This window comes from Bradyrhizobium arachidis (genome assembly GCF_024758505.1).
Lineage (GTDB): Bacteria > Pseudomonadota > Alphaproteobacteria > Rhizobiales > Xanthobacteraceae > Bradyrhizobium > Bradyrhizobium manausense_C.
Genome location: NZ_CP077970.1, coordinates 8,070,383 through 8,095,128, shown reverse-complemented (window position 1 = coordinate 8,095,128; position 24,746 = coordinate 8,070,383). Strand labels below are relative to the sequence as shown.

26 protein-coding genes are annotated in these 24,746 nt (G+C 64.7%); 12 read left to right on the top strand and 14 right to left on the bottom strand.

The features are described 5' to 3' along the window. Nucleotides 1–134 precede the first annotated feature (134 nt). Complete coding sequence (locus KUF59_RS37575; protein WP_212460383.1) at nucleotides 135–350, top strand: hypervirulence associated TUDOR domain-containing protein; 216 nt, start codon at nucleotides 135–137, stop codon at nucleotides 348–350. Nucleotides 351–431: 81 nt separating this feature from the next. Here KUF59_RS37575 and KUF59_RS37570 read toward each other — a convergent pair whose 3' ends face one another. The 7 genes from KUF59_RS37570 to KUF59_RS37540 form a co-directional block, all read right to left on the bottom strand. Beyond that, nucleotides 432–608: a hypothetical protein gene (locus tag KUF59_RS37570; protein ID WP_212460384.1), complete on the bottom strand. Its 177-nt coding sequence runs from the start codon at nucleotides 606–608 to the stop codon at nucleotides 432–434. Between the two features lie 224 nt (nucleotides 609–832). Then, nucleotides 833–1,135, bottom strand: coding sequence for a TonB-dependent receptor plug domain-containing protein (locus KUF59_RS37565; RefSeq protein ID WP_212460385.1), 303 nt, complete (start codon nucleotides 1,133–1,135; stop codon nucleotides 833–835). A gap of 91 nt (nucleotides 1,136–1,226) precedes the next feature. Continuing rightward, entirely contained in the window at nucleotides 1,227–2,318 is a 1,092-nt protein-coding gene (locus KUF59_RS37560; protein WP_212460386.1) for an enolase C-terminal domain-like protein, read from the bottom strand. A gap of 195 nt (nucleotides 2,319–2,513) precedes the next feature. Then, a complete protein-coding gene (locus KUF59_RS37555) occupies nucleotides 2,514–3,737 on the bottom strand; it encodes an ABC transporter substrate-binding protein (RefSeq protein WP_212460387.1) in 1,224 nt (407 codons plus the stop codon). Nucleotides 3,738–3,850: 113 nt separating this feature from the next. Beyond that, complete coding sequence (locus KUF59_RS37550; RefSeq protein ID WP_212460388.1) at nucleotides 3,851–4,780, bottom strand: alpha/beta hydrolase; 930 nt, start codon at nucleotides 4,778–4,780, stop codon at nucleotides 3,851–3,853. Between the two features lie 121 nt (nucleotides 4,781–4,901). Then, nucleotides 4,902–5,384, bottom strand: a complete 483-nt coding sequence (locus KUF59_RS37545) for a hypothetical protein (RefSeq protein WP_212460389.1) — start codon at nucleotides 5,382–5,384, stop codon at nucleotides 4,902–4,904. A gap of 43 nt (nucleotides 5,385–5,427) precedes the next feature. Then, nucleotides 5,428–5,817, bottom strand: coding sequence for a DUF3606 domain-containing protein (locus KUF59_RS37540; protein ID WP_212460390.1), 390 nt, complete (start codon nucleotides 5,815–5,817; stop codon nucleotides 5,428–5,430). 170 nt (nucleotides 5,818–5,987) lie between these two features. On the opposite strand from KUF59_RS37540, the gene KUF59_RS37535 reads away from it, so the two are divergent. Beyond that, entirely contained in the window at nucleotides 5,988–6,134 is a 147-nt protein-coding gene (locus KUF59_RS37535; protein ID WP_212460391.1) for a hypothetical protein, read from the top strand. Between the two features lie 4 nt (nucleotides 6,135–6,138). Here the strand turns inward: KUF59_RS37535 and KUF59_RS37530 are convergent, their stop codons facing one another. Genes KUF59_RS37530 through KUF59_RS37520 form a run of 3 tightly spaced genes read right to left on the bottom strand, consistent with a single transcriptional unit; the run spans nucleotide 6,139 to nucleotide 9,958 of the window. Continuing rightward, complete coding sequence (locus KUF59_RS37530; RefSeq protein ID WP_212460392.1) at nucleotides 6,139–7,725, bottom strand: ATP-binding protein; 1,587 nt, start codon at nucleotides 7,723–7,725, stop codon at nucleotides 6,139–6,141. After that, nucleotides 7,722–8,423, bottom strand: coding sequence for a response regulator (locus tag KUF59_RS37525; RefSeq protein WP_212460393.1), 702 nt, complete (start codon nucleotides 8,421–8,423; stop codon nucleotides 7,722–7,724). Before KUF59_RS37525 ends, KUF59_RS37530 begins: the two co-directional genes overlap by 4 nt. 14 nt (nucleotides 8,424–8,437) lie before the next feature. Further along, on the bottom strand, nucleotides 8,438–9,958 hold the full coding sequence (locus KUF59_RS37520) for a DUF4153 domain-containing protein (protein WP_212460394.1): 1,521 nt from the start codon (nucleotides 9,956–9,958) through the stop codon (nucleotides 8,438–8,440). A 188-nt stretch (nucleotides 9,959–10,146) separates the two neighbouring features. Between KUF59_RS37520 and KUF59_RS37515 the strand changes: the two genes are divergently transcribed. Further along, nucleotides 10,147–11,463: a glycoside hydrolase family 3 protein gene (locus KUF59_RS37515; protein ID WP_212460516.1), complete on the top strand. Its 1,317-nt coding sequence runs from the start codon at nucleotides 10,147–10,149 to the stop codon at nucleotides 11,461–11,463. A gap of 9 nt (nucleotides 11,464–11,472) precedes the next feature. Here KUF59_RS37515 and hydA read toward each other — a convergent pair whose 3' ends face one another. Together hydA and KUF59_RS37505 are read right to left on the bottom strand one after the other, a co-directional pair. Next, nucleotides 11,473–12,927: a dihydropyrimidinase gene (gene hydA, locus KUF59_RS37510; protein WP_212460395.1), complete on the bottom strand. Its 1,455-nt coding sequence runs from the start codon at nucleotides 12,925–12,927 to the stop codon at nucleotides 11,473–11,475. A gap of 238 nt (nucleotides 12,928–13,165) precedes the next feature. Further along, nucleotides 13,166–13,774: a TetR/AcrR family transcriptional regulator gene (locus KUF59_RS37505; RefSeq protein ID WP_212460396.1), complete on the bottom strand. Its 609-nt coding sequence runs from the start codon at nucleotides 13,772–13,774 to the stop codon at nucleotides 13,166–13,168. 100 nt (nucleotides 13,775–13,874) lie between these two features. Here KUF59_RS37505 and KUF59_RS37500 point away from each other — a divergent pair, with 100 nt between their 5' ends. From KUF59_RS37500 to KUF59_RS37475, 6 genes are all read left to right on the top strand, one after another. Then, nucleotides 13,875–14,570, top strand: a complete 696-nt coding sequence (locus KUF59_RS37500) for a PspA/IM30 family protein (RefSeq protein WP_212460397.1) — start codon at nucleotides 13,875–13,877, stop codon at nucleotides 14,568–14,570. A 49-nt stretch (nucleotides 14,571–14,619) separates the two neighbouring features. Then, nucleotides 14,620–14,904, top strand: coding sequence for a YiaA/YiaB family inner membrane protein (locus KUF59_RS37495; RefSeq protein WP_212460398.1), 285 nt, complete (start codon nucleotides 14,620–14,622; stop codon nucleotides 14,902–14,904). An 88-nt stretch (nucleotides 14,905–14,992) separates the two neighbouring features. Continuing rightward, nucleotides 14,993–15,244, top strand: a complete 252-nt coding sequence (locus KUF59_RS37490; RefSeq protein WP_212460399.1) for a hypothetical protein — start codon at nucleotides 14,993–14,995, stop codon at nucleotides 15,242–15,244. 126 nt (nucleotides 15,245–15,370) lie between these two features. Further along, nucleotides 15,371–16,396: a hypothetical protein gene (locus KUF59_RS37485; protein ID WP_212460400.1), complete on the top strand. Its 1,026-nt coding sequence runs from the start codon at nucleotides 15,371–15,373 to the stop codon at nucleotides 16,394–16,396. Next, nucleotides 16,393–17,595 (top strand): hypothetical protein, encoded by a 1,203-nt coding sequence (locus tag KUF59_RS37480; protein WP_212460401.1) that lies wholly within the window; start codon nucleotides 16,393–16,395, stop codon nucleotides 17,593–17,595. Before KUF59_RS37485 ends, KUF59_RS37480 begins: the two co-directional genes overlap by 4 nt. A 100-nt stretch (nucleotides 17,596–17,695) precedes the next feature. After that, nucleotides 17,696–17,902 carry a hypothetical protein gene (locus tag KUF59_RS37475; RefSeq protein ID WP_212460402.1) on the top strand — a complete coding sequence of 69 codons (207 nt, stop codon included), beginning with the start codon at nucleotides 17,696–17,698 and terminating at the stop codon, nucleotides 17,900–17,902. Nucleotides 17,903–17,935: 33 nt separating this feature from the next. Here KUF59_RS37475 and KUF59_RS37470 read toward each other — a convergent pair whose 3' ends face one another. Both KUF59_RS37470 and KUF59_RS37465 read right to left on the bottom strand, forming a co-directional pair. Beyond that, nucleotides 17,936–19,471, bottom strand: a complete 1,536-nt coding sequence (locus KUF59_RS37470) for a flavin monoamine oxidase family protein (protein ID WP_283844325.1) — start codon at nucleotides 19,469–19,471, stop codon at nucleotides 17,936–17,938. 224 nt (nucleotides 19,472–19,695) lie between these two features. Continuing rightward, the gene (locus KUF59_RS37465) at nucleotides 19,696–20,541 is read right to left on the bottom strand and encodes an SDR family NAD(P)-dependent oxidoreductase (RefSeq protein ID WP_212460403.1); all 846 of its coding nucleotides are present in this window, start codon (nucleotides 20,539–20,541) and stop codon (nucleotides 19,696–19,698) included. Nucleotides 20,542–20,743: 202 nt separating this feature from the next. Between KUF59_RS37465 and KUF59_RS37460 the strand changes: the two genes are divergently transcribed. From KUF59_RS37460 to KUF59_RS37450, 3 genes are all read left to right on the top strand, one after another. Beyond that, on the top strand, nucleotides 20,744–22,240 hold the full coding sequence (locus tag KUF59_RS37460; protein WP_212460404.1) for an aldehyde dehydrogenase family protein: 1,497 nt from the start codon (nucleotides 20,744–20,746) through the stop codon (nucleotides 22,238–22,240). 206 nt (nucleotides 22,241–22,446) lie between these two features. Further along, the gene (locus KUF59_RS37455) at nucleotides 22,447–23,310 is read left to right on the top strand and encodes an outer membrane protein (protein ID WP_212460405.1); all 864 of its coding nucleotides are present in this window, start codon (nucleotides 22,447–22,449) and stop codon (nucleotides 23,308–23,310) included. Nucleotides 23,311–23,497: 187 nt separating this feature from the next. Then, nucleotides 23,498–24,625 carry an alkene reductase gene (locus tag KUF59_RS37450; protein ID WP_212460406.1) on the top strand — a complete coding sequence of 376 codons (1,128 nt, stop codon included), beginning with the start codon at nucleotides 23,498–23,500 and terminating at the stop codon, nucleotides 24,623–24,625. Nucleotides 24,626–24,746 lie beyond the last annotated feature (121 nt).

Sequence of the window (24,746 nt, the reverse complement as noted above, 5' to 3'; positions counted from 1 at the left end):
GCGGATGCCGCGCCGAAGCCCAGCGGGCGCAGGCGGGCTTTTCCCGGAAGCCAAAAATCCATCGGCGCGAAGCGTAATTTTCGACGTGACGAGGCTCATTGGAACGCCCCAAGGCGCTCCGACATTGTTCCTTTATGCCAAAGACCTTCAAGCGCGGCGATCACGTCAGCTGGAACTCGGAGGCCGGCCGGGTCCGCGGCCATATTCTCCGCGTGCACACTGGGGATGTCGACTACAAGGGCCACGTCCACCACGCGAGCGCGGACGATCCGCAATACGAGATCAAGAGCGACAAGACCGATCACGTCGCCATGCACAAGGGCCGCGCGCTGCGGTTGCTAAAGAGCTGACGGGGCGCGAGCCGAGCTAACGAGGCGTCCTCTCATCCCTTCTTCACGATCGGCCACGCCACGCGCCCCGACTGAACGGCCTCAAACCAGCTCGCGCGGTCGAAGCAGGATGGGAATCTTCTGCTCGACGGCCTTCGCGAGCACAGTACCGGTGGTGCGGCCAAGCTCCTTCGCGATCATCGTCACCGGCATGGTGCCTGCGAGCGCCCTAAGCTTCTTGATGTCCTCGTCACTCCACGACTGCTTCCAGCGCCCCATCGTCTTCCTGTCCCACGCATGATGCTCCCATCTGCCCGCACACATTATGGTAGAAAACCATGTGGAATGCACCTCGGGGAGTGTTCGTCCGACGCTACGGCATGTTCCGTCAGCGCATCACGTCTGGCACAAACTGCACTTGTCATTTGCTCGCATCGTGTCTGGAGGATTTCGCGCCGCCAGGCATCGAAGGACTGTGCGGACACCGCGATAGCGGGTGCGTCCTATCGTCCAACCGTCACGCCCGCGGTCGAGCGCAGCGCATCCCGCAGGCTCGTGGCCTTCATGTCGTCGAGAACTTGCCGCGTCAGCACGGTGGTCTGCCCGGGAATATTGACGGGCCGTTCCTTCCGCGTCCAGGACAGGCGATCGGCTTTATAAGGTGCTGCCGGATCGGCAAAGGAGCCGCGGTCGGTGGCCGGTTTCTGAACCGGCGCGTGGCGCGTCCGTCCACTGTCAGCAGCAAATGCTCCGGTGGACAAGCAGACGGTGACAATTGCGATCGTTCGCAACATGTTTGCGGGCATGCGATCTCCCTTGTCGGAGCAACCAGCCTAGCACACTGCCCCTGCCGTGGCAGATCAAATGATCTGGCGCGGGCGCCAACGCCAAGTTAGATCACCCGACCATATATTTCTTCACCGCCGTCTCGTCCCATGCGATGCCGTTGCCGGGTTCTTCGCTCGGCAGGGCAAAGCCGTCCTTGATGGCGAGCCGCTTGGCCAGCACCGCATCGGCCCAATCGACATATTCGAGCCAATGCGCGGTCGGCGTCACGCAGAGTAGGTGCGCGCTGACCTCCGAGAACAGATGCGTCGACATCTCGATGCCGGCGGCATGGGCGAGCGCCGCGGCGCGCAGCCAGCCGGTGACGCCGCCGATGCGCTGCACGTCGGGCATCACGAAGTCGCACGATTTTGCTGACAGCGCCGATTGCATCGAGAAGGCGCTGTCAAAATTCTCACCGATCTGGATCGGCGTGCGGAGCTCGGCCGCGATGCGCGCGTTCCCGGGGTAGTCGTCATGGCGGATCGGCTCCTCGATCCAGAGCAGGCCTTCATCGTCGAGCATCCGGCCGCGGTGGATCGCGTCCGTCACCGAGAGCGCCTGGTTGTAGTCGCACATCAGCGTCACCTCGTCGCCGACGGCTTTTCGCACCGCGCGGACGACGTTGAGATCTTCGCGCGCATCGTTGCGGCCGACGCGGATCTTGGCGGCGTGAAAGCCTTCGGCGAGCAGTTTTTGCGCCTCCTCCACGGCGGCGCCGGCCGGCATGATGCCGAGACCCTTTGAATTGTAGGCGCGCACCGGTTTTGGCGCGCCGCCGAGCAGGCGCGCGAGCGGAAGGCCGCGGGCACGTGCCAGCGCATCCCACGCCGCCATGTCGATGCCGGATTGCGCCAGCCGCTGCAAGCCGGCAAGTCCAAGCAGCGTGAAACGCTGGCTCAGCTTGCGCTCGATCTCGAACGGCAACAGCTCGTCGCCCGCGATCATCTCGGCCATCTCGCTCACCATGCTCGTCAGCGGCTTGAGCGCTGCGGGCGTGATCGAGAACAGATAGGCATGGCCGCGCACGCCCTGATCGGTTTCGCAGTCGATCAGCACCAGCGGCGCTTTCGCGACAGCGCCGGTCGAGGTTTCCAACGGCAGGTTCATCGGGACGATCACGGCGCGCGCGACGAAACGGGTGATGCGGAGGGCTTCGGGCATGGCTCGCTCCCAGGTGAAACGGATCGGATGCAGGTCGGTGCAGATGTTAGACGGTCATCGTGCCAAGGCAAACAGCCTCAGACCTCGCACCGCCGTAGTCAGGGGTTGCATACCGTCACGGTTGAGCGCCCTTGTCCGGTCGCGCGTTGGAGCGGCGCGAGCGTTTGCGACGTCAATAGACGGCGTCAGGCGCGGTCATTTTCGCTTCACCTCAGAGAAGGCGGTTTCGATGACCTCGCCGAATGGCTGCCAGGAGCGGCCATCGAACTGGACAAGCCGCATTTGCTTGATCGGCAGATAGCGGTCCGGCGAAGTGTTCATCCTGATCCCCGGCAGCGCAACGGAGGGCTGGTGGTCCCTGAGCGAGGCCGCCTGGCGCATGATGTTGTCACGCGACAGGTCGTCGCCGCATTGCTTCAGCACCTGCGTCAACGCCTCGGCTGCGGCGTAGCCATAGAGCGCGGCGCTATTGTTCGTGCTTTCGACATGATGGTACTTGTCCATGAAGGCGAACCAGTCCTTCATGGCAGGATCGTCTTTCCATGCAGGATCGCTCGGGTCCTTCAGAAAGGCCGCCGAGATCACGCCGGCCGAATTCTCCAATCCGGCCGGCGCCATCGCATTCGCGATCGAGGCGGAGGCATCGTTCACGATGAAGACCGGGTGCCATTTGAGCGACGCCGCCAGCTTGATCACCTTGGCCGCCGTCGACGGCACGCCGAGAAAGACAAAGATGTCGGCGCCCGCGCGCTTGAGGATCGAGACGTGCCCGTCGAGATGCTCATCGGAGATGTCGAAGGCGATGTCGACGAGCACGAGGCGGTTCAGATCGCCAAGACCTTCCTGGATGCCCTTGTAGAGTATGCGCCCGAACTGGTCATTCTGCCAGAGCACCACGATCTTGCGATGCGGGTAATAGGCCTGGATGTAGTTAGCGTAGATGCGCCCCTCCGACCGGAACGGCGGCTGCCATCCCATGGTCCAGGGAAACGCCTTGGCCTGGCTCAGCTCCTCGTCGCCCGAGGCGACGAGGAGCTGCGGGATCTTCTTCTCGTTCAAGTACCAGCGCGTGGCGAGATTGCCGGGCGTGCCGAACGATCCGAACATCAGCAGCACGTCGTCCTGCTCGACGAGCTTGCGGGTCTGCTCCAGCGCGTTGGCGGGGTCGGAATTGTCGTCGCGGGTGATGAAGCGGATCTTGCGGCCGTTGATCCCGCCGCGATCGTTGATCATGTCGAAATAGGCGGCCTCGGCCTGTCCAATGGCGCCGAATTCCGCCAGCGGCCCCGAATACGGCATGATGTTGCCGATGCGGATTTCCGTCACGTTTTCGGCCTGCTCGGCGCGTTGCGAGGACATGGCGCCGAGCGACGTCAGCGCGACGGCAAAGGCGATCAGCAGACGGCTGTTGACGGTCATGGTCCACCCCGATGTTTGGCCTCATCCGGAGTCGTCGTCAGCGGCGAGCGCGCCGCTTGATATAGGTCAAGGGACCGCATCCCTTGCGGCAGTTGTGCTGACTCGTCGCGCGTTCACGGCAAACCGCGCGCTTCCAATTGCCGCACGAGTTGAAGCGTCGGCTCGGCAAGACTGTCGGCGGAGCCGTCGAGCCCGAAGACCGAGGCGAGCCCGTCGCGGTTGTGCAGGATCGTGGTGCGCGGACAATGGCCGCTGGCGCAGAGCTCCTTCTTCAGCGCCTCGCCTTGTGCCACCAGGCCCGCGGGGTCGGCCGCGGCCCAGGCCAAGAGAATCGGATCGTCGACCCTGAGGATACCGGGAAACACCGAGCGCTTGTCATATTCACTGGTGTCTGTCCCGAAATACGCCTTCTCGCTGTCGCTTGCGTCCTTATCCGCCCGATAGATCCCGGACACCAGCACGATGCCGGCAACGTCGGTGTCGGGGCTTTGCAGCTCGGGATGGGCGAGCAGGCTCGCGACATGGAAGGCGCCGGCCGCATAGCCGACCGCGACGATCTCGCGGGTGTCGCCATTGAAGAGATCTGCGTTTTGATGGACCCAGGACAGTGCAGCCGCGACGTCCCTCGCGCCTGACGGCCACTGCGCCGACGGCGCCAGCCGATAGTTCACACGCACGCCGACCATGCCGTTGCGCGCGGCGAAGCACATCGCCTGGTCCTGCAGGTCATGGACGAGGTCGGGTGCGGCGCTGTCGCCGGTGAACGTATCGCCGGCCACGAAGAACAGGATCGGCCGCGGCACGGTCGCCTTGGTCTCGCTGGTCGCGACGTCGAGCACGTTGGCCTCGCTCTCGCCGTAACGCAGGCCGCGCGCGAACGACACCTGCTCGCAGAGCCGCGCGGTGCCGCCGGCGGAGGTGGCGTCCTCGGTGAGGCCCGCCCGCACCAGATCGGACGGGAGGTGCTGGGGCGCGGGAAGCGGCCCATGCGCAGAGGCCGCTGTTGCGATCAGAAGAGGGGCAATTGCAGAAAAGTTTTTCATTGTTGTGACGCCGCCCGTGCGGCAAGCATCAGCATGCCATGCCGGTTCGTCCTGTCGCCTTATCTTACGCGTTCGTCTTGGGCGATTTGACGGCGCCCGGGATCGGTGCAAAACGCTCTGCCTAGTTCCCGGTCTCGAACGTGCAATTGGCGCCCGACCCGTCCTTCTGCCTGATTGCGTTGGGATCGATCGTGCAGCTGAGCTTGGACAGACTTTCGAAGGTCGACCCCGCGGCGCCGTCGGGTGGAACGCCGGCAAGGGCTTCGGTGGCAAAGACCTCGTTGGCGGTCGATCCGTTCACGGTCTTGACCTTCTTGCCGAAGGTGAGCTCGCAGGAGCGGACGGTGATGTCGACATTGCTGGTACGGCAGACGATGCGGTCCGCCGTCACCAGGATCGGCTTATTGTAGGGAATATCGCTGTTGGCGGCGAACAGCATGGCCATCGCCTTCTTCTCGGCCGAGGTCAGCAGCGGTGACTTCGTGGCGACCACGCCGGCCAATGCCAGCGCCGTCGAACCTGAGGTCGAGCCCGAGGCGGCGTGGGCGCTGGCGCCGCCGCCGAACGCGAGCGCCAGTGCGAGGATCAATCTGCCCGATCTCATGCTTTGCCTCCGGTCTGGCGCCGCGCTGTCGTGACATGGCCGCTCAGGCGGCCTTCTTCTTGGCAGTCTTCTTGGTGGCTTTCTTCGCCTTCTTCTTGCTCGCCGTCAGATAGGCCGCGACCTTCTTCGAGGAGTGGCCGGCCGCCGCCACGGCCGCCCTCAGCTTCGCCGGGGTGATCTTGAACTTCTTCGACCAGTAGCGGACTTCATAGGGCTCGCTGAGCGCGATCCGGGCCTTGTCGGAGGCGCGGTGCTTCTGTTCCTTGATATAGGCTTCCACCTTCTTGGCGGAGTGGCCGACTTTCTTGACCGCGTATTTCAGCTTGGCCGGCGTCACCTTGAACTTCTTGGACCAGTAGGCGACCTCGTATTTCTCGGTGAGTGCGATCAGGGCGCGATCCGCTCCGCCCTGCTTGGCCTTGTTGTCCGCCATGCTTCCCTCCTGCCGTGGATGGCGCGCAACTCTAGCACGCAACCGGCCGTAGGAAAGCAATCCTGTCAGAACCTCGGACGCATGTGCTCCGTCGTCCTCTCGCGTCCGTGAAGGAACCTAAAGCCGGCTGGCGCGACTTATATCCAAGACGAACAGTGTGCGAGGCTGCCATGTCACAGCACTGGAGACACACGGCCGACCCCCGCGAGATCATGCGGGCCACCGGCCATCCCGAACTGGAATATGCCGCAGGCTGGACCATCGCTGGCCTCGTCACCCTCGGGGCCATCGTCGCCGCCTGGGTCTTTGCGATTTGAGACCCTACGCGATGGGAAACTGAAGCTCGAAGGCCGCGCCGACTTCGGTCGGCAAGAGCCTGATCGAGCCGCCATGGCTCGCCATCACCGCCCGCACAATCGCCAGCCCCATCCCGGTACCGCCCGCGTCGCGACGTGTGGTGAAGAACGCATCGAAGATCCTGTCCCGATTGGGTGGCGAGATCGGATCGCCGTCATTGCGCACGGTCAGCCGCAGGCTCGTGCGCTCGTCGACCGCCTCGAGCCGGATCGTCTTGGCGCGATGCCGCATCGCATTGTCGGCGAGATGCGAAAGCACGATCAGCGCCTTCTCGCCTGACATGCCGATCGGACGGTCGAGGCTGCCGGTGGCTTCGATATGACCGGCCGGGAAGCGCGTCTTGAGATCGCCGATCACGGGAGCCAGCTCGGTGCGCTCGTTCTGCGGCAGGCTTTCCGCCCGCGCCAGCTCGCGCAATCGCTGTGCCATCGCCTCCAGCCGCGCCGCATCGCTGAGGATGTTGGCGACGAAGGTCTTTTGCTCGGCAGGTGTCAGGCCGCCCGGCTTGTCCTGAAGCGAATCCTGCAACAGCTCGGCCGCGCCCTTGATCGAGGTCAGCGGCGATTTCAGCTCATGGGTCAGGTGCGCCGAGAACGTCGCGATGTAGTCGGAGCGGCGTGCGAGCTGCTCGGCCATGCCGAGGAAGCTGTGCGAAAGCTGGGCGAATTCGCTTGTGCCGTAGTGCCGGAGCGGCTTGAACGCCTCGCGGTCGCCGCGGCCGATCCTGGCGGCGCGCTCGATCAATTCGCGCATCGGCAGCGTGATGGTGCGGGAGAAGACGAGACCGATCGCGATGGTGCCGAGGATCACGGCGAGGCCGGCCAGGATGAACTTGCCGCGTTCCTGATAGAGATGATCAAATATGTTGCGCGGCGTGCGCGTTGTGTAGATCACGCCGGCGACGCGGTTGTTGACGATCACCGGCATCGCCGAGAACACGTGCACGCCGACGCCGCGGCTGATGGAGTAGATCGGCGGCACCGCCTTGTCCGGCACGCGGTTGCGCAGCGTGGCACGGTATTGCCCGTGCAGCGCGTCGGAGACCTCTTCGATATGGGCGAGCGATTGCCCGACCTCGGCGCGGCCTGCGATCACCACGCCCTGCGGATCGAGGATGCGAAACCCTGCCAGCGTCACCTTCTGGGTCTCGCGGATGATCGGCGTCAGCTTTGCGCCAATCTCCACATAGGCCGGATCCGCCGGCCGGTTGGTCGGCAGCGCATCGGGGCGCCGCCGCAACAGATCGTTGCCGGCGAGATCGAGGGCAGGGCGGATCGGCGTGAACTGGTCGCCAGGGTCGGGTAGCACGCCTGAGGGCACCTCGGCGCCCAGCTCGATGCCGCTGCCGAGCCGCTTCTCGACCTCCTGGGCATAGACCGTGGCGACGACGCGACTCTGCGCGATCAGCTCGGCCTGGGTCTGGCGGATCAGCTGGTTGTCGTAGAGGCGGAAAAAGAACAGCCCGACCAGCGGCAGCACGGCGACCGTCGCCAGCACCGTGAAGATGACGAACCCGAGCGACGGCCGCCACTTGTCGGGCGCGCGGCTCATGCCTCTTTCTCGCAGCGGCCAAGCTTGAAGCCGACGCCGTGAATGGTCTCGATCACATTGTCGCAGTTCTGCGCCGCAAGCTTTGCGCGGATGTTGCGGATGTGGCTGTCGATGGTGCGGTCGGAGACCTGGATATTGAGCTGATACGCCGCCCGCATCAACTGCTCGCGATTGAAGACGGAGGTCGGCCGCGTCAGGAACGCGCGCAGAATCCCGAACTCGATCGCGGTCAGCTTCAGCGCCGTGCCCGCGAACGACGCCACGTGCTGCTCGGGGTCGATCGAGAGGCCGCCTTGCGCCAGCACGGAGGCAGCCTTGGCCTCGCCGTTGCGCGGAGTGAGCCGGCGCAGGATGACGTTGACCCGGGCCACCAGCTCTCGGGGACTGAAGGGCTTTGTTACATAGTCGTCGCCGCCGATCTCGAGCCCGAGCACGCGGTCGATCTCCTCGTCGCGCGCGGAGAGGAACAGGATCGGCACGTCGGACGTCTTGCGCACTTCGCGGCAGACATCGAGTCCGTCGAACTCGGGCATGCCGATGTCGAGCACGATCAGGTCGGGCTTGTCGGCGGCAAAGCGGCTCAATGCCTCCTTGCCGTCGCGCGCCTCGATCACGTCCATGCCGGCCTTCCTGAGCGCGACGCGGATGACTTCGCGGATATGGCCTTCGTCGTCGACAATGAGAATGCGATGCGCCAATAGTCTCTCCGCCTTCAGCCGGCTGCCGGGCTCTTCGCCAGGTCCTTGGCCGGGTCCTTGGCCGGGTCCTTGGCCTGGGCGTCGAGCCTGCGTTGCAGGCGCCAGCTCCGAAAACCCCAGGTCCGCCAGGACGCCATGTCCAGCCGCTGACGTTCTAATAGCCGATCGCGGCGGCCGACAAGGCAGGCTTCGTTGGGACGAAGCTGCATCACCTTTTCGATCGCCGGCAAGGCCTGCGGCCCGAGTTGCGAGAGATAGTTAACGTCGATCTGCACGCCTTTGCCCGACATTTCGCGGCTGTGGGTCACATTATAGTCGGCGATGATGGCATCGAAGTTCACCAGCGAAGCCATGTAGAGCACGCTCGTGAGCGCGATCAGATTAGCGCCGACGAGCCATTCGTTCGAGCGTTCCAGCATGATGCGTGCGACGATCAGGACCAGCCCCAACGCCACCAGTCCCATCCAGATGAAGGCGGCAATCCGCCAATAGGTCAGGAGATAGATCGCCACGTAGATATCGAGGCGCAGGATCGAGGAGGCGACCAGCAGCACGTTCTGTCCGACCCAGATGTAGACCAATAGACGGATCACCGGCGACTTCTCGGCCGGCCCGCCCGGGCGCATCGCCACCAGAACGAAGGCGGCGGCGAGCAGCGCGGTCACGATCAGCGGATAGGCGCCGCGATGGGCGTAGGTCGCATAGCTGACGCCGGCCGGCAGTGCTGCATGGCCCCAGAGATAGAGCGCATCGAGCACCGACTGCGCGGCGAACAGGACATTGAACAGGATCAGCGAGCGCAAAATCGTCGGCGCGCCCAGGAACTCGGCGCGGGCCGCGACGGCAGGCTCCTGCTCCGCGGCTTCGGCGACCGCTTTGGCGCGGCGCTTGCGCCAGCGGACGTGAATGAACGGCCAGATCAGCGCCAGCATCATCGCCCAGAACAGGATCCGCCCCACGCTGACATAGTCGAGGATGAGCTTTGGATTGAGCAGCGTGACCCACTGCTCGATCAGCGGGTTAGCCGCCGCAAACAGCGCGATGAAGACGATGCTGAGTACCGCCGGCAGGAACCAGGCGGCGATACCCCGCGTGAACGACGACAGGCTGAAGATTTGCAGCACCTCGAGGAAGAACCTGAACGGTCCGAACAGGAACAGGTTGCGCAGCGCGCGTGCTCCGTCGCCGAGCGTGGTCGTATCCGGATTGGTCGCGAGCAGAAGCCCGAGTGCAAGCGCCATGATGACGAACAGAATCGAGACGGTATTGACCTCCTCGATGGCGGGCACGAGGCCGACAAGCAGAACGATTGCACCGACCAATGTGCTCCGCCGATCGAGCGTCGTGCGGTTGGCGAGCCACGATCCGCCGGCAACCGCAATGGCAAAGACGGCGAGCGACAGCCCGATCCATGCGTTGTAGAACAGGAAGTCGGCGAGCGCTGCGAGCGCCAGCACGATCGCGAGCTTGAACGGCAGGGATGATGTCGTCGCAGGCTGGATCTCGGTCGCGTCAGCCGGTGCCAGGCTTGTCATGTCCAAAAGGCCTTTCGTGGATGGGGACACGACCAGCTTGGACGGCTCGCGTGCAGACGATGGGATCGACCTCTGCACGATCTCAGGAGTCTTGTGCAGTTTCCGTGCAGAGGCCGTTTCGCCCCTCGCGCGACGCGAAGCGCTTTGATAGGTGCGAAGCATTCGTCGCCCTGCACATGTTGGTATCCATGCCATTCGCGCGTCGCTTCGCTCTCATCCTGCTCTGGCTTGCCTTACCGCTGGCCGCATTCATCGCGGCGAACAAGAACGATCCCTATCTGCTTGCGCTGCGCGGCGCGGGAAACATCGGGCTCGTGCTCGCATGCATCGCCATCGTTGTCCTCCTTCTCCGCCGCGGGCACTGGCGCCGCGCGATGGGAAAGCTGCTGATCGCGCTTTGGTGCCTGCCGCCGCTCCTGATGTCGGCGGCCCATCTCACATTCGAGCTGCGCAAGCGCGATGTCCTCACCGCCAGCGTCGCCGAGGCGCGGCAGCTCGGCCCGCACTTCATGGTCGGCTATTCGTCCTTCGCTGACGTCGCGCGGCTCGCCGAGCAGGGCCTGATCGGCGGCGTTTATGTCACCCGCCATAACCTCCGCCGCAAGACGATCGACGAGCTGCAGGCCGAGATCGCGTCGCTTCAGGACAAGCGTCGCGCCGCCGGCTTGCCGCCGCTCGTCGTCGCCGCCGACCAGGAGGGCGGCATCGTCGGCCATCTCTCGCCGCCGCTGACGAGGGTGCCGGCGCTGGCGACGCTCGCCGGGCTCGCCCCTGACCTCCAACAGGTCAAGGCGGAGGAGTTCGGCCGCATCCATGGGCGCGAGCTCGCCGGGCTCGGCGTCAACCTCAACCTCGCACCCGTTCTCGATCTCAAGCCGCCGGTTCGGCGTAACCGGCTCGACTTCCATACGCTGATCGGCCAGCGCGCGATTGCCACCGACCCCGTCGTTGTCGGCACGATTGCGAGCGCCTATGTGCGCGGCCTCGAAGCTTCGGGCGTCGGCGCCACGCTCAAACATTTTCCGGGCATCGGCCGCGTGCGCACCGATACCCATCATTTCAGCGCCAACCTCGACGCGACGGTCGCGGAGCTCGAGGCATCCGACTGGCAGCCTTTTCGTGAGGTGCTGGCGCATTCACGCGCAGCGCTCATGGTTGGGCACGTGACGCTGACCGCGGTCGACCCGGACCGCGCCGCCTCGCATTCGAAGCGCGTCGTCGACGGCATCATCCGTGACAAATGGCACCACCAGGGTGTCGTCATGACCGACGACCTCGTGATGGGCGCGATCTACCAGCACGACGTCTGCAAGGCCGTAGTCGAGGCAATCAACGCCGGCGTCGACCTGCTGCTGGTCGCCTATGACGGCGCGCAGTTCTACCGCATCTTCAAATGCGCGCTGGATGGATCGCGCGAGGGCAAGCTCGACACGGCGATGCTGCGTGCGAGCGAGGCGAGGTTGGACAAGATGCGCCCCGGGGATCGGATTGCGGAGGTCGACTGAGCCATCGCGTTAGGGCGTGACCGCCCCGCGCTCCACCGCGCGCGGAGCGGTCAGCTCCTTCCAGGTCGAATTCGCGACATGCACCGGAGAGAAGGCCGGCCGCTCGACATAGTGGCCGTCGCCGGCTTCGGCGCGCAGATTGCCGTCCTTCCACACGATCCGGCCACGCGAGAGCGTGAGCGCCGGTCCGCCCGTGCAGGAAAAACCTTCGAACACGTTGTAATCGATCTTGCTCATCTGGCGCTTGGCGCTGATGGTTTTGGTGGCCTTGGGATCCCACACCACGAGATCGGCATCCGAGCCTACTGCGACGGCACCCTTGCGCGGGAAGATGTTGAGGATGCGTGCGATGTTCGCCGAGGTCACCGCGACGAATTCCTCCTTCGTCAGCCGTCCCGTGGCGACGCCAGCGGTCCACAGCAGCGCCAGGCGGTCCTCGAGCCCGCCGGTGCCGTTCGGGATTTTTCGGAAATCGTCGCGGCCGAACCGCTTCTGCGCCGTCGTGAATGCGCAATGGTCGGTCGCGACCACCTGAAGCGAACCGGATTGCAGCCCGGCCCACAGGCTGTCCTGATGCGACTTGTCACGGAACGGCGGTGACATCACCCGCTGGGCCGAATGATCCCAGTCCTTGTTCTCATATTCGCGCGCATCGAGCAGCAGATGCTGGATCAGCGGTTCGCCATAGACGCGTTTTCCCGCCGCGCGTGCCCGCGCGATCGCCTCATGCGCCTCGCGGCAGCTCGTGTGCACGATATAGACCGGCGTACCCGTCATGTCGGCGATCATGATGGCGCGGTTGGTGGCCTCGCCCTCGACCTCCGGCGGCCGCGAATAGGCGTGGCCTTCCGGACCGGTGACGCCGCGCGCGATCAGCGCCTCCTGCATCAAGGCGACGACGTCGCCGTTTTCCGCGTGCACGACCGGCATGGCGCCGAGATGGGCGCAGCGCGCGAACGAGTTGTAGAGCTCGTCGTCGTTGACCATCAGCGCGCCCTTGTAGGCCATGAAGTGCTTGAAGGTGTTGATGCCGTAGGTTTTGACCACGGTCTCCATCTCGTCATAGATCTGCTTCGACCACGACGTCACCGCCATGTGGAAACCGTAGTCGGCGGCCGCCTTCTCCGACTTGTGCCGCCAGTCCTGATAGGCCGCGAGCATCGACTGGCCGGGATCGGGCAGGCAGAAGTCCACCACCATGGTGGTGCCGCCCGATAGCGCCGCCTTGGTGCCGGATTCGAAATCGTCGGCGGTGACGGTGCCCATGAACGGCATTTCGAGATGGGTGTGCGGATCGATGCCGCCCGGAATTACGAAGCATCCGCCGGCGTCGATAATGTCAGCGCCGGTCGGCGCTGATATCGATGACCCCACCGCGACGATGCTCTCGCCGTCGACCAGCACGTCCGCGCGGCGCGAGTGATCATGATTGACGACGGTGCCGCCGCGAATGAGGAGGGGCATGGGACACTCCGGGGAGAGGTTGCGAGGACAGCGGTCGGGCGCCGCCGCGCAAAGCTTAGAGTCGCCGCGCGGGCTTCGACAGGCGAAAATTTAGTCAGTGGGTGCCGGAGGCATGACCCGACACCAAAACATCGAAACAACCCCATGCACAGTAGCCGACTTCGTTCGGCGTGATGCCTCGCCGGTCTCACCAAACCATTTGACTCGCCGAGGCAAATCGGCGGAACGGCGCAAATCTTCAGCGTATACCCGCCACCAGCCCGTCCAGCGTCGCGCGCACCAGCGCTGATATCTCCCTGCGCAACGCCGGCTGCGGCACTGCGATGAGCTTCTGCTCCAGCCCGAGCGCCACCATGCCGTGTACGGCGGAGAACAGGCTGCGCGCGGTGATGCTCAGTTCCTCCACCGAGCGCTGCGGAAACAGCGCGGCGAGCGGGCGGTAGATGTGGCGGAACAGCTCCATCTGTTCGCTGATCGCCCAGTCGGGGACCTCCTTGCCGCGCTCCATGCGATGCTCGAACAGCGCGCGCCAGAGTTCGAGATTGCTCGCGGCAAAATCGCAATAGGCGACCGCGATGCGGATCAGCGTCGCTTGCGGGGAGGGATCATCCACGGCCTCGGCGGCGGTGAGGGCTTGGTCAAGCCGCGAGAGCGTGCGCGAGCCGACGCGCAGGATCAGCTCGTCGACGTCGGCCACCAGATTATAGACCGCGCCATTGGCGCAGCCGATCTCGCGGGCCAGATCCCGGGTCTTTAGCCCCGCCAAACCCCGCTCGGCGATCATCCGTTCCGCCGCCAGGATCAGGTCAACCCTTAGTTTCTCTCGTCGTTCCAAGGCTTTAGACATTGTTAATCACAATCTTGAGCGTTGCTCAAAAACATCTTGAGCAATGCTCAAGATGTGCTACAAAGCATCCGTGAGCAATGCTCATAACAGGGAGCAGCAAATGTTCAAGACCGTAGTGACCCTCTTCCGCGGCAGCGTGGCCGCCGCCGGCGAAGAGCTGGAAGACAGATCGGCGCTTCTGATCCTCGATCAGCAGATGCGCGACGCGGCCGCGGCCGTCGAGCGCAGCAAGCGGACGCTGGCCCTGGCGATTGCCCAGGACCAGCAGGAGGGCCGCCGGCTGGAAGCGACCAACGCCCGCATCGCCGATCTCGAGACGCGGGCGACCGCGGCACTCGACGGCGGTCGCGAGGACCTCGCAACGGAAGCGGCCCAGGCCATCGCCGGGCTGGAAGCCGATCGCGACGCCGCGATGACTGCGCGCACGCTGTTCGCAACCGAGATTGCCCGCCTCAAGCGGCAGGTCGCGAATGCCGAGGCGCGTATCACCGAGCTCGATCGCGGCCGGCGCGTGGCGCGCGCAGCCGAGGCGGTTCGTGGCCTGCGCCGCGGCGGCATCGAAGCGGCCCGGCCCTACGAGTCGACGCTGTCCGAGGCCGAAAGGACGCTGAAGCGCCTGCGCGACCGGCAGATCGAAGCGCAGGCCGCCGATGACGCCCTGATCGAGCTCGATGCGGCCAGCGGTCCGCTCGCCACCGCCGAGAAGCTCGCCGAACAGGGCTTTGGCCCCCGGCTCAAGACCACCGCCGATGACGTGCTCGCGCGGTTGAAGGCCAAGCGCACGCCGACTGCCTAAGACCTAAACGATGATCATTCACCTCAACCTCAAGCAACAGGAGACTGTCATGAACCCGACCACCCCGTCCCACAGCCCCGCCTGGGTCGCCTTCACCTACGCCTCGTTCGCCGCCTCCGCTTTCATGGTCGGCATCGGCATCTTCCTCATGCCGGTCGATCTCTCGATCAAGGGCTACCTCATTATGGGTTTTCTGATGCTGGTGCAGTCCTGCATCACCATGACCAAGACGATGCGCGACAACCACGAAAGCGGTCGCCTCGTGAACCGCATCGAGGACGCCAAGGCCGAGCGCCTCTTGATGGAAGTCGAGCGTGGCTCCCGCGCGGCGTGAGCGGATGAAGCCGGGGCGGCGGATGCTGCATCATCCGCCGCCTCATTTCCTTTGCGCGCAGCCCTAACTAATGGAGGGGCTCTGAGCCATGCTGGATTACCTTTCGTATGCGGTTAGCTGGCCCCCGATATTCGCCTTTGCGATCCTGCCCGGCGTGCTGATTGGCTCTATTATTCGAACATGGCAGTTCAGCATTTTCGTTGCTGAGGCTCTCACGGTTATCGCCGCCTACGCCACTAAGGGGCGACTTTCTGGAGAATGGTTGTTCCACATGCACCTCATGCTCTTTCCACCGCTCCTGCTTTCGATCCTCATCGGCCACTTTGGTGCTCGTAGTTGAACTGGCCGCGGTGCTCGTGCCGCGGTCGCGGCAAGACATCCTTTACCGTGTAACCGTCCCAAAAAATGGTACTCATCGCTCCTTAATGGCCTCGCGCGACAACCATCCCGATCACGGGCGGGCGGCATGGCGGATCCTGGGAGCGAACAGAGCTGGCAACATCTGCGCGGCGCGGCCGGAAGGCTGCGCCGCCATGCGGCGTTCTGGCTGCAGGCCTTTACCCAGCCGAGCATCGATCTCAGCCTGCGCACGCATGCGGGCCTGGTGACGCGGATCGTCGAAAGCCCGGGCGTATCCCTTTCCGAGGACGAGCTTGAGCGGCTGATCGCGCAGCTCCGCGTGGTCGCGGCCAAGACCCTGCCGGCCGATCAATTGACCTACGGCATCTTCTCCGGTGCGCGCGAGCGGTTGTCACGCGCGATCGTCACGCTGATCTCGGAGGAGGCGAGTGGCCAGCCGATCGCCTTCAACGCGCTGTCGGTGATGCAGGTCGAGCTTGACGGCGCGCCGGTGGACATTACCCATCTCGGGCTCGTGATGGTCGACCCTGAGGCGCGAGGGAAGGGGTTGTCCTGGGTGCTTTACGGCCTGACCACGCTGGTGCTGTTCGCGCGCGACGGCCTGCGCCCGCGCTGGATCTCCAACGTCACGCAGGTACCGGCCGTGGTCGGCATGGTCAGCGAGACTTTTTCCGACGTCTACCCGTCGCCGCGCGCGGACGCGCGGCAGAGCTTTGCGCATTTGCAACTCGCCCGCGGCATCATGCGGCAGCATCGTGCCGTGTTCGGCGTCGGCGACGATGCCGGCTTCGACGAGGCCCGCTTTGTCATCACCGACGCCTATACCGGCGGCTCCGACGCGCTGAAGAAGACGTTTGACGAGGCGCCAAAGCATCGTGATCCGCAATACGCTGACTTTTGCGCGCGCGAGCTCGACTACGGCAGGGGCGACGACGTCCTCCAGATCGGCCGCATCGATCTTGCGGCCGCACGCAGCTATTTGATGGAGCAGGTGCCGCACCGCTCCTTGCCCGGCCTGTTCGCCGCGTCGGTGCTTCTGACGCTGCAACGGCTGGTGCTGCCGGTGCTGCATTGGCTGGATGACACTCGCAGCTTCGGCACATTGCGTCCCCGACAGGGGAATGGCCGATGAGTTCAGCCGTCATTGCCGATGCGATCGTCAATCTCTGCGGCGTGATCGGTCTCGCGGTCGCCATGCTCGCGCTCTACCGCCGCGATGCGCGCAGTCCGCTCACCCGCCGTCTCCTGGTCGCGCTCGGCATCGGCGCGCTGCTGTTTCTCCTGCGCGCCACGGCGTGGCTGACCCAAAACGAAGTGCTCGACGATCTCTCGGCGATTCCAGCGGCGGCAATTCCCTTTGGCGCGCTTGTTGTCACCGAGGGCCTGTTGCGACGGCATGCGCCGCGCGTGCTCAAGCTGGCGGTGATATCAGGCGCCATCGTGCTCGGCTTTGGCGGCACGCTGGGTCTCGGCCATTTCGCGACGCCCTACGCCGTCGCGCTGGCGCTGTTTCAGGTCGGTGGCTTCGCCGCCTGTGCCTGGCTGCTCGCTACCCGCGACCGCCATGCGCTGATGGCGTCGGAAAACCGCAGCATCGATCGCATGATCGTCGGCGCCGTCATTGTGCTGCCCTTCATCGTCACCGATTTCCAGGCGTTGATGCCGGATATGCCGGTTCGTCTCGGCGCCCTCGGCGCATTGCTGGTGGTCACCGCGGTGCTGATCGCCGGTTCCAGCAGCGAGGCGCGCTGGCACGGAGTGCTGCTGACCGTGCTGCGGCTGGCGAGTTCCGCGCTGCTTGGTCTTGCCGCGGCCTTCGTTGCCCCCGATGCCGATGCGGCCCAGATCGCGCGCTTCTGCGTCATCGCCGTCTCGGGTGTGCTGACCATCGGCCTGATGACCGATACGCTGCGTGCCTACCTCGAATCGCGCGAGCCCGGCGTTCTCAGCTCGCTCGCGATCTCGCCCGCCGCCAAGCGCGACCAGCTCATCGCGGAGCTGGTCCGACATCCGCTGTTCGAGAGCGCGCGGCGCTATCGCGAAGCCGATCTCGCCGATTACGATCCCGCCTTGTTGCGCAACCGCCTGGCGACGCATCGTGTGTTGCGGCAGTCGGATGCGCCATGGGGCCATCCGCCGACCGATCCTGCGGTGGAGCGGCTGGTCTCGCTGTTGGCCGCGAGCAGCGCGACGCATGTCGTCATTCTCTCCGACGATCCCGTCGACCTCCTCGTGCTCGCAGTTCCCGTGATCTCGGCCGATCCCGCCACCGAGACCGCCATCGCGCTGGTGCAGCGGATATTGATTATGACGGACAAAGCGACCGCCTGACGGATTGCGTGATCGTCGAGGTGTGAAGAGGCGACTTTGCCGATTGTGATTTGGACGCAGGCGCGATAAGGGTCTCCCGCCTTTGCAGCGGAGAACAGCCTTGTCAAAACAGTCCATGCGTGAGGAGGCCGAGCGCCTGATCCGCGAGTCCATGGAAAAGAAGACCATCACCGTCAAGCAGGGTGATACCCGCATCGAGGCGATCTGCGGCAAGTGCGGCGCGCCGAACCGGGTCCAGGCCCCGAAAGGCCAGACGCGCGTCAAGTTCGCCTGTAAGCAATGCGGTCACAAGCAGGAGACGCTGTGAAGGCCGGTCAGATCGGCTGACGTTGTCGCGCTTTTACGCGACTGCCCTGAGGATTGCCGAACCGGCCTTGAGACCGGACTGCAGCGCGCCTTCCATGTAGCCGTAATAGGCAAAGCAGGTGTGCTCGCCCGCAAAATACATTCGTTTGTGAAACGCGCCGTTGAGCAGCGGTCCGGCCCGCGTGACTTCGCCCGGCGCGGGACAGGAATAGCCGGCGCCGGTCCAGGGATCCGCGGGCCAGGGGATGAAATCCGGTTGCTGCGAAAGGTTGTCCTTGTAGCCGGGATAGACCTTGCCGATCCGTGACGCATAGAAGGCATCGACGGCGGCCTTGCCGCCGCGCTCCCATTGCCGCAGCGCCCGGTGCGCCGGCGCGCTGCCGGCAAACAGGCTGAGTTCGACCTCGCGCCCATGCGGCGCGATCTGGTTGTCGGTGCCTTCCCACGTGACGCCAAAACTGCTCGAGGTCGCAGCTGGCGCCAGCCCATGGTCGATCCAGAAGCGGCGCTTGACCGGACTAAGGTACTTCACGGCGGTGCCCATCGAGATGTAGTGGTCGGGCGAAAGCTGCGGGGTAATGTCGATCTTGGCGAAGCGTCCGCCAGGCCACAGGCTCGGCGGAATCGCAAGCACGACGTAATCGGCAAGATGGGGTGAAGCGCCTTCCGGCGTGACCGTCACGCCCTCCTTGTCGATGTCGATGACGGTGACCGGCGACGACAGATGAACCACCCCTCCGACCCGTCTGATTTCCTCGGCGAGGTGCTCGGCCAGCGATTGATTGCCTTCCGAACAGCGCAGCGTCTCGGTCTGGGTGAAGAAGGCGCCCGGATGTCCCTTGAGTGCTCCGCCGTGGACCACTGCGAGATTGGCGAGCAGGCTCTGACGCTCGACGGGTTGACCGGCGTCGTTGCTGAACTGCTCCTTCATCGCGAGCTCCACGAGAGGCTTGCAGTGTTCGTCCCGGATCCAATCCGCCATGGATTGCCCATCCAGTGTATCGGCGTCACTGGTCCGCCACGGAGCATGCTTGTGGACGTGCTGCGCGCGCCGCGCCATCCGCTTGAACGATTCCTCCATCTGCTCGAACAGGTTCTTGAGGGCGATAGGGTTCGAGATCTTTCGGCCGTCGAGATAGATCGGCATATCGAGATCGAGCGCGTCAAAATTCGAGTCCAGCGTGAACAGCGAAAGGCCGAGCCTGAACTGCCGCGCCAGCGCCAACCATAGCGGATGATTGTAGCCGATCAGCTCGCCGCCGGCTTCGACCACGCCGCTGGACTTGTTCTTGCTCCAGACCCGGCCGCCGACGCGTTCGCGCGCCTCGAAGATCGTCACGTCGCAGCGGTGGGCAAGCGTATAGCCGGCCATCAGGCCGCCGAAGCCCGCGCCGACGATTGCGACCCGCGGCCGGCGCCGGGCCCGCGCGAGACGCGGCATGTCGCGTGGTGGCGTCGCGGCGGAAACGACCAGTGGCTTGGCGAGAGTCGCGCTGACGAGCTTTTGACGGTCGAAGCCGATGAACTTCTTGCCGTAACGGCGATTGAGCCGCGCGTAGATCGAGCGCATGTCAATATCCTCAAGTCAAAATCAAGAAGCAATGTCGGCCGGCCGGATCGCTTGAAATGAGCGGCGGGGTCTGCCCGTCTCGGGCCGGTCATAAAACGCGAGATTAGCCTGCAACCTTGGGTCGTGTCGAGGGTGGGATTCGGACATAGCGCCGCGCACGTGGACGCGTCCTCGCCACGCTCGTCGGTTGCTGGCCTGGGCCGACTCGCGACGCCGCGCGGCGTCTAGTCGCCCTTCACGAATGTCGCGAACGCGTCCGCATAATCCGGATGCCAGCGCGACAGTGGCGGGCGGTTCTCGACGATGTCGCCGGCCGCCCAGAGCATGCGCTTCTCGTCGAGCGCGCGCGGCACGTCATTGTCCGGGCAAAGGATGTAGAAGTCGCCGGCGTCCAGCCGCTCCATCATGAAATCCACCGTTTGCTCCGGCGTCCAGGCCCCGGCCGGCTTTTCGGTGCGGCCCTTTGCGGTCAGACCGGTGAAGACGAAGCCGGGGATCAACAGGTGAGCAGTGATCTTGCAGTCTTTGGTGTTGCGCAGCTCATGCTGGAGCGCCTCGGTGAATGCCTTCACGCCGGCCTTCGACACGTTGTAGGCGGGATCGCCCGGTGGCGTGGTGATGCCCTGCTTGGAACCGGTGTTGATGATGAGGCCGGCTTTGCCGCGCGCGATCATGTTGGGCGCGAAGATGCGCGCGCCGTTGATGATGCCCCACATGTTGACGCCGATGATGCGTTGCCAATTGTCCGGCGCGCCGAACAGCGTGCTGCCGGGCTGGATGCCGGCATTGTTCATCAGGATGTCGGTGCCGCCGAACCGCGCGCGCACGGCGGCCTCCAACTCCGCGATGGTCTCAGGCCGGACAACATCGACCACGGATGCCATCACATTCGCGCGACCCACGATCGATGACAGTTTTGTTTCGGCTTCCGTCAGCCGGCCCTGGTCGACATCTGCGATGCAGACCTTCATGCCGTGGCTAGCGAATTTCAGCGCGGCGGCAAGCCCGATGCCGGCGGCGCCCCCGGTGATCACGGCAACGTTGTCTTCTGTCATGGCGGGATGCGGCATGGATCGTCTCCGGCGAGGTGGCACTGCAAAACGATCGACCTATATCACGGCAAGCTTTTGACCACGACCGGGACGCATGGGAGGTCTACGCGCGGCAGCTTTACGCAAAATCCCCCGCGCTGTAGTTTCGGCGCCATAACGATCCCGCCCAGATCGAAACCAATCAACACCCGAGCCAAGAAACCGAAAAGGGAGTGCAGCCATGGCTGTGACGCAGGCTATTCCGATCACGCGCCATCCGTTCGCCAACGGGTCCTACAAGCAGATGCTGATCGACGGAAAATGGGTCGATGCCGCATCCGGCAAGCGCTTTGAGACCCACAATCCCGCGACCGGTGAATTGCTCGCAACCGTTGCCGAGGGCGACAAGGAAGACATCGACCGTGCGGTCGCCGCCGCTCGCCGCGCCTTCGAGGGGCCCTGGAGCAAGGTCAAGCCGTTCGAGCGGCAGAACCTGCTCTTGAAACTCGCCGATCTCGTCGAGAAGAATTTTGACGAATTGTCGCAGCTCGACACGCTCGACATGGGCGCGCCCGTCAGCCGCACGCGCGCCTATCATCTGCGCGCCGTCGGCATGCTGCGCTACTACGCCGGCCAGACCACCGCGATCCATGGCGAGACCATCGAGAACTCGCTGCCCGGCGACATCTTCTCCTACACGCTGAAGGAGCCGGTCGGTGTCGTCGGCGCCATCATTCCCTGGAACGGACCGCTCACCGCGACGATCTGGAAGATCGGACCCGCGATTGCGACCGGCTGCACCGTGGTGTTGAAGCCTGCCGAAGAAGCGCCGCTCACCTCGCTGCGCATCGCCGAGCTCGCGATGGAAGCGGGCGTGCCGCCCGGCGTCATCAACGTCGTGCCGGGTTATGGCGAGACCGCAGGTGCGGCACTGTCCTCGCATCCCGACGTCGACAAGGTCGCCTTTACCGGTTCGCATGTCACGGGCCAGTCGATCATTCGTGCGTCGGCCGGCAATTTGAAGCGCGTCTCGCTCGAGCTCGGCGGCAAGTCGCCGGACATCGTGTTCGCCGATGCCGATCTCGACGCCGCCGTTCCGGGCGCGGCGATGGCGGTGTTCGCCAACTCCGGCCAGATCTGCAGCGCCGGCACGCGGCTGTTCGTGGAGCAGTCGATCTACGAAGAGTTCGTCGGCCGTGTCGCCGAGTTCGGCAAGAAGCTGCAGGTCGGCAACGGCCTCGATCCCAATACGCAGATCGGTCCGCTGGTGTCCGCGCAGCAGCTCGAGCGCGTCACCGGCTATCTCGACATCGGCCAGAAGGAGGGCGCCAAGGCGCTCGCCGGCGGCGGCCGTGTCACCGAAGGTGCGCTGTCAAAAGGCTTCTTCGTGCAGCCGACGGTGTTCGCCAACGTCCAGGATAATATGCGCATTGCGCAGGAGGAGATCTTTGGTCCCGTCATCTCCGCGATCGCATTCAAGGACATGGACGAACTGATCAAGCGCGCCAATGCCACGACGTTCGGCCTCGGCTCCGGCCTCTGGACGCGCGACGTCAGCAAGGCGCACAAGGTCGCAAAGTCGCTGCGCGCAGGCTCGGTCTGGGTCAATTGCTACCAGGCGATGGACCCCGCCGTTCCCTTCGGCGGCTACAAGATGAGCGGCTACGGTCGCGAATCCGGCAAGCAGCATGTCGAGGAATATCTCAACGTGAAGGCGGTCTGGATCAAGACGGCCTGACGCGCCATCGCGTGCGGGCTCAAGCGATGTGGCTTGCTTGCGGCGACGGCGGCTTGCTTGCAGCGACTTGAGGTTGTTGCCCGGGCACTACAGGCGACGTTGAAAGCGCGCGTCGCCTGCGTTTCTGCGCGGTTCGTTATCCCATTTCGAACGCCGGCCGGTTAGGTCTGGTCGGCGTTGGATTTTTGAGATTTGGGATAACGTTCATGCTTCGCGTCGCTTCGATCGTCCTTGCGGCTGTTGGATTCGCCTCGCTGCAGCCGGCGCTTGCAGCCGACATTGCCGGACGCGCGCCGCTCTACAAGGCTCCGCCCGCGTCCGTGGCCTACGATTGGTCGGGCTTCTATGCCGGCGTCAACCTCGGTTACGGCTGGGGCGACAGCGCGATCGATCTTGCGCCGCATAATCCGGCCTTCACCGCGGGTGTCCTCGACATCGCGCTCGCCAACGGGGTCGTGCCGGCGTCGCTTGCCACCAACCCGCGCGGCGTATTGGGTGGCTTGCAAGCCGGCTACAATGTGCAGAGCGGCGCCTTCGTCTGGGGCGTTGAGGCCGACATCGCCGCGGCCGCCATCAAGGGCAGTTCCACGGTCTCCGGCACGGCGCCGTTTTTCTCGACCTTCACCACGACGCAGGAGCAGAAGGTCGACTGGCTCGGCACCGTGCGCGGCCGCATCGGCGCGACCGTCACGCCCGACTGGTTGCTCTATGTCACCGGCGGCCTCGCCTATGGCCACGTCAAGGCGACGACGTCGATCGTTGATCTCACCGGTGTGAGCGGCGTTCCCTGCCTGAACATCATCTGCGGTGCGGGCTCGGCGGACAGCTGGCGCGCGGGCTGGACGGTGGGCGGCGGCGGCGAGTATCGCTTCGCCTCGAACTGGAGCGTGAAGCTCGAATATCTTTATTATGACCTCGACAGCGTGAAATATACCTTCTTCAATCCGCTGTTCCCGTTCACCCCGGGACCGGATCGCGGCTTTGACGCGTCAGCGAATTTCAGGGGGCACATCGCGCGGGTCGGTCTGAACTACAAGTTCGACTCCGGACCGGTCGTCGCCAGATACTGATCGGCGGCTCTCGTCGGACTCAAACCCCGGGTAATCGCCCGGGGTTTTTCATTTCGTCGTGCGGACAATGCGGCCGTGCCGGTCCAGGACGTCCGTATTCGTCTGGCCAGCCATCCATTCAGGCCGCTTCCGCGCGCGCGTCGGTTCTCATATGTTGCCCGTCCTTCCATAGCCATTTGGGGCCAACATGAAGTTTCCGGCGTTGTTCAAACCGTTGCAGGTCGGTCCATACAGACTGGCGCATCGCGTCGCGATGGCGCCGTTGACGCGGATGCGGGCCGAGCGCGAGAGCTTTGCGCCGCGCGTTCTCAACGCCGAATATTACGGCCAGCGCGCCACCAAGGGCGGGCTGCTCATCGCCGAAGCCTCGCCGGTCGTCTCGACCGGCCGCGGCAACCCCGCGACGCCCGGTATCTATTCGGATGCGCAAGTGACGGGCTGGCGCAAGGTGGTCGATGCCGTTCACGCCAAGGGCGGCATCATCTTCCTTCAGCTCTGGCATGTCGGCCGCGTCTCGCATTCCTCGTTCCACGGCGGCGCGCTGCCGGTGGCTCCCTCGGCGATTCCGATCAGGGCTGAAGGCATGAGGGCGATGACCGCCGACGGCAAGGTCAGCGACTACGAGACGCCGCGCGCGCTCGAGACCACGGAGGTCAAGGACGTCGTCGAGGCGTTCCGGCAGGCCGCGAAGAACGCACTCGCCGCTGGTTTTGACGGCGTCGAGATCCACGGCGCCAATGGCTATCTGCTCGAGCAGTTCCTGCAATCGCACAGCAACCAGCGCACCGACGAATATGGCGGCGGAATCGAGAACCGCGCGCGGCTGCTGCTTGAGGTGACGCAAGGAGCGATCGACGTCTGGGGCGCGAACCGCGTCGCCGTGCGGCTGTCGCCCTACGGCATCGCCAATGGATCCGGCGAGCCTGATCCGATGCCGCTCTACACCCATGTCGTCAAGGCGCTCGACAGACTCGGCCTGGCCTATCTGCACTTCATCGAGCCGCGCTCGAGCGGTTCGGGGCGCGCCGAGGTCAACTGGCAGAACGTGCCGTCGGCCATGGTACTGTTCCGTCCGCTCTATAGCGGCGTGCTGATGACCGCCGGCGGCTTCACCGGCGAGACCGCGAATGCCGCGATCGCCGACGGCCATGCCGACCTCATCGCCTTCGGCCGCATCTTCATCTCCAATCCGGACCTGCCGCGCCGCCTGCAGCACGACTATCCGATCACGCCGTACAACCGCGCGACGTTCTACGGCGGCGAGGAGAAGGGGTATACGGACTATCCTGTCTATGACGAGCTGACGCCGGCTTGATCCTCCGGCGGACAACGCCATCTCCGTCATTGCGAGCGCAAGCGAAGCAATCCAGACTCTCTCTCCGCGATGGGCAGTCTGGATTGCTTCGCTGCGCTCGCAATGACGATGGAGAGACACA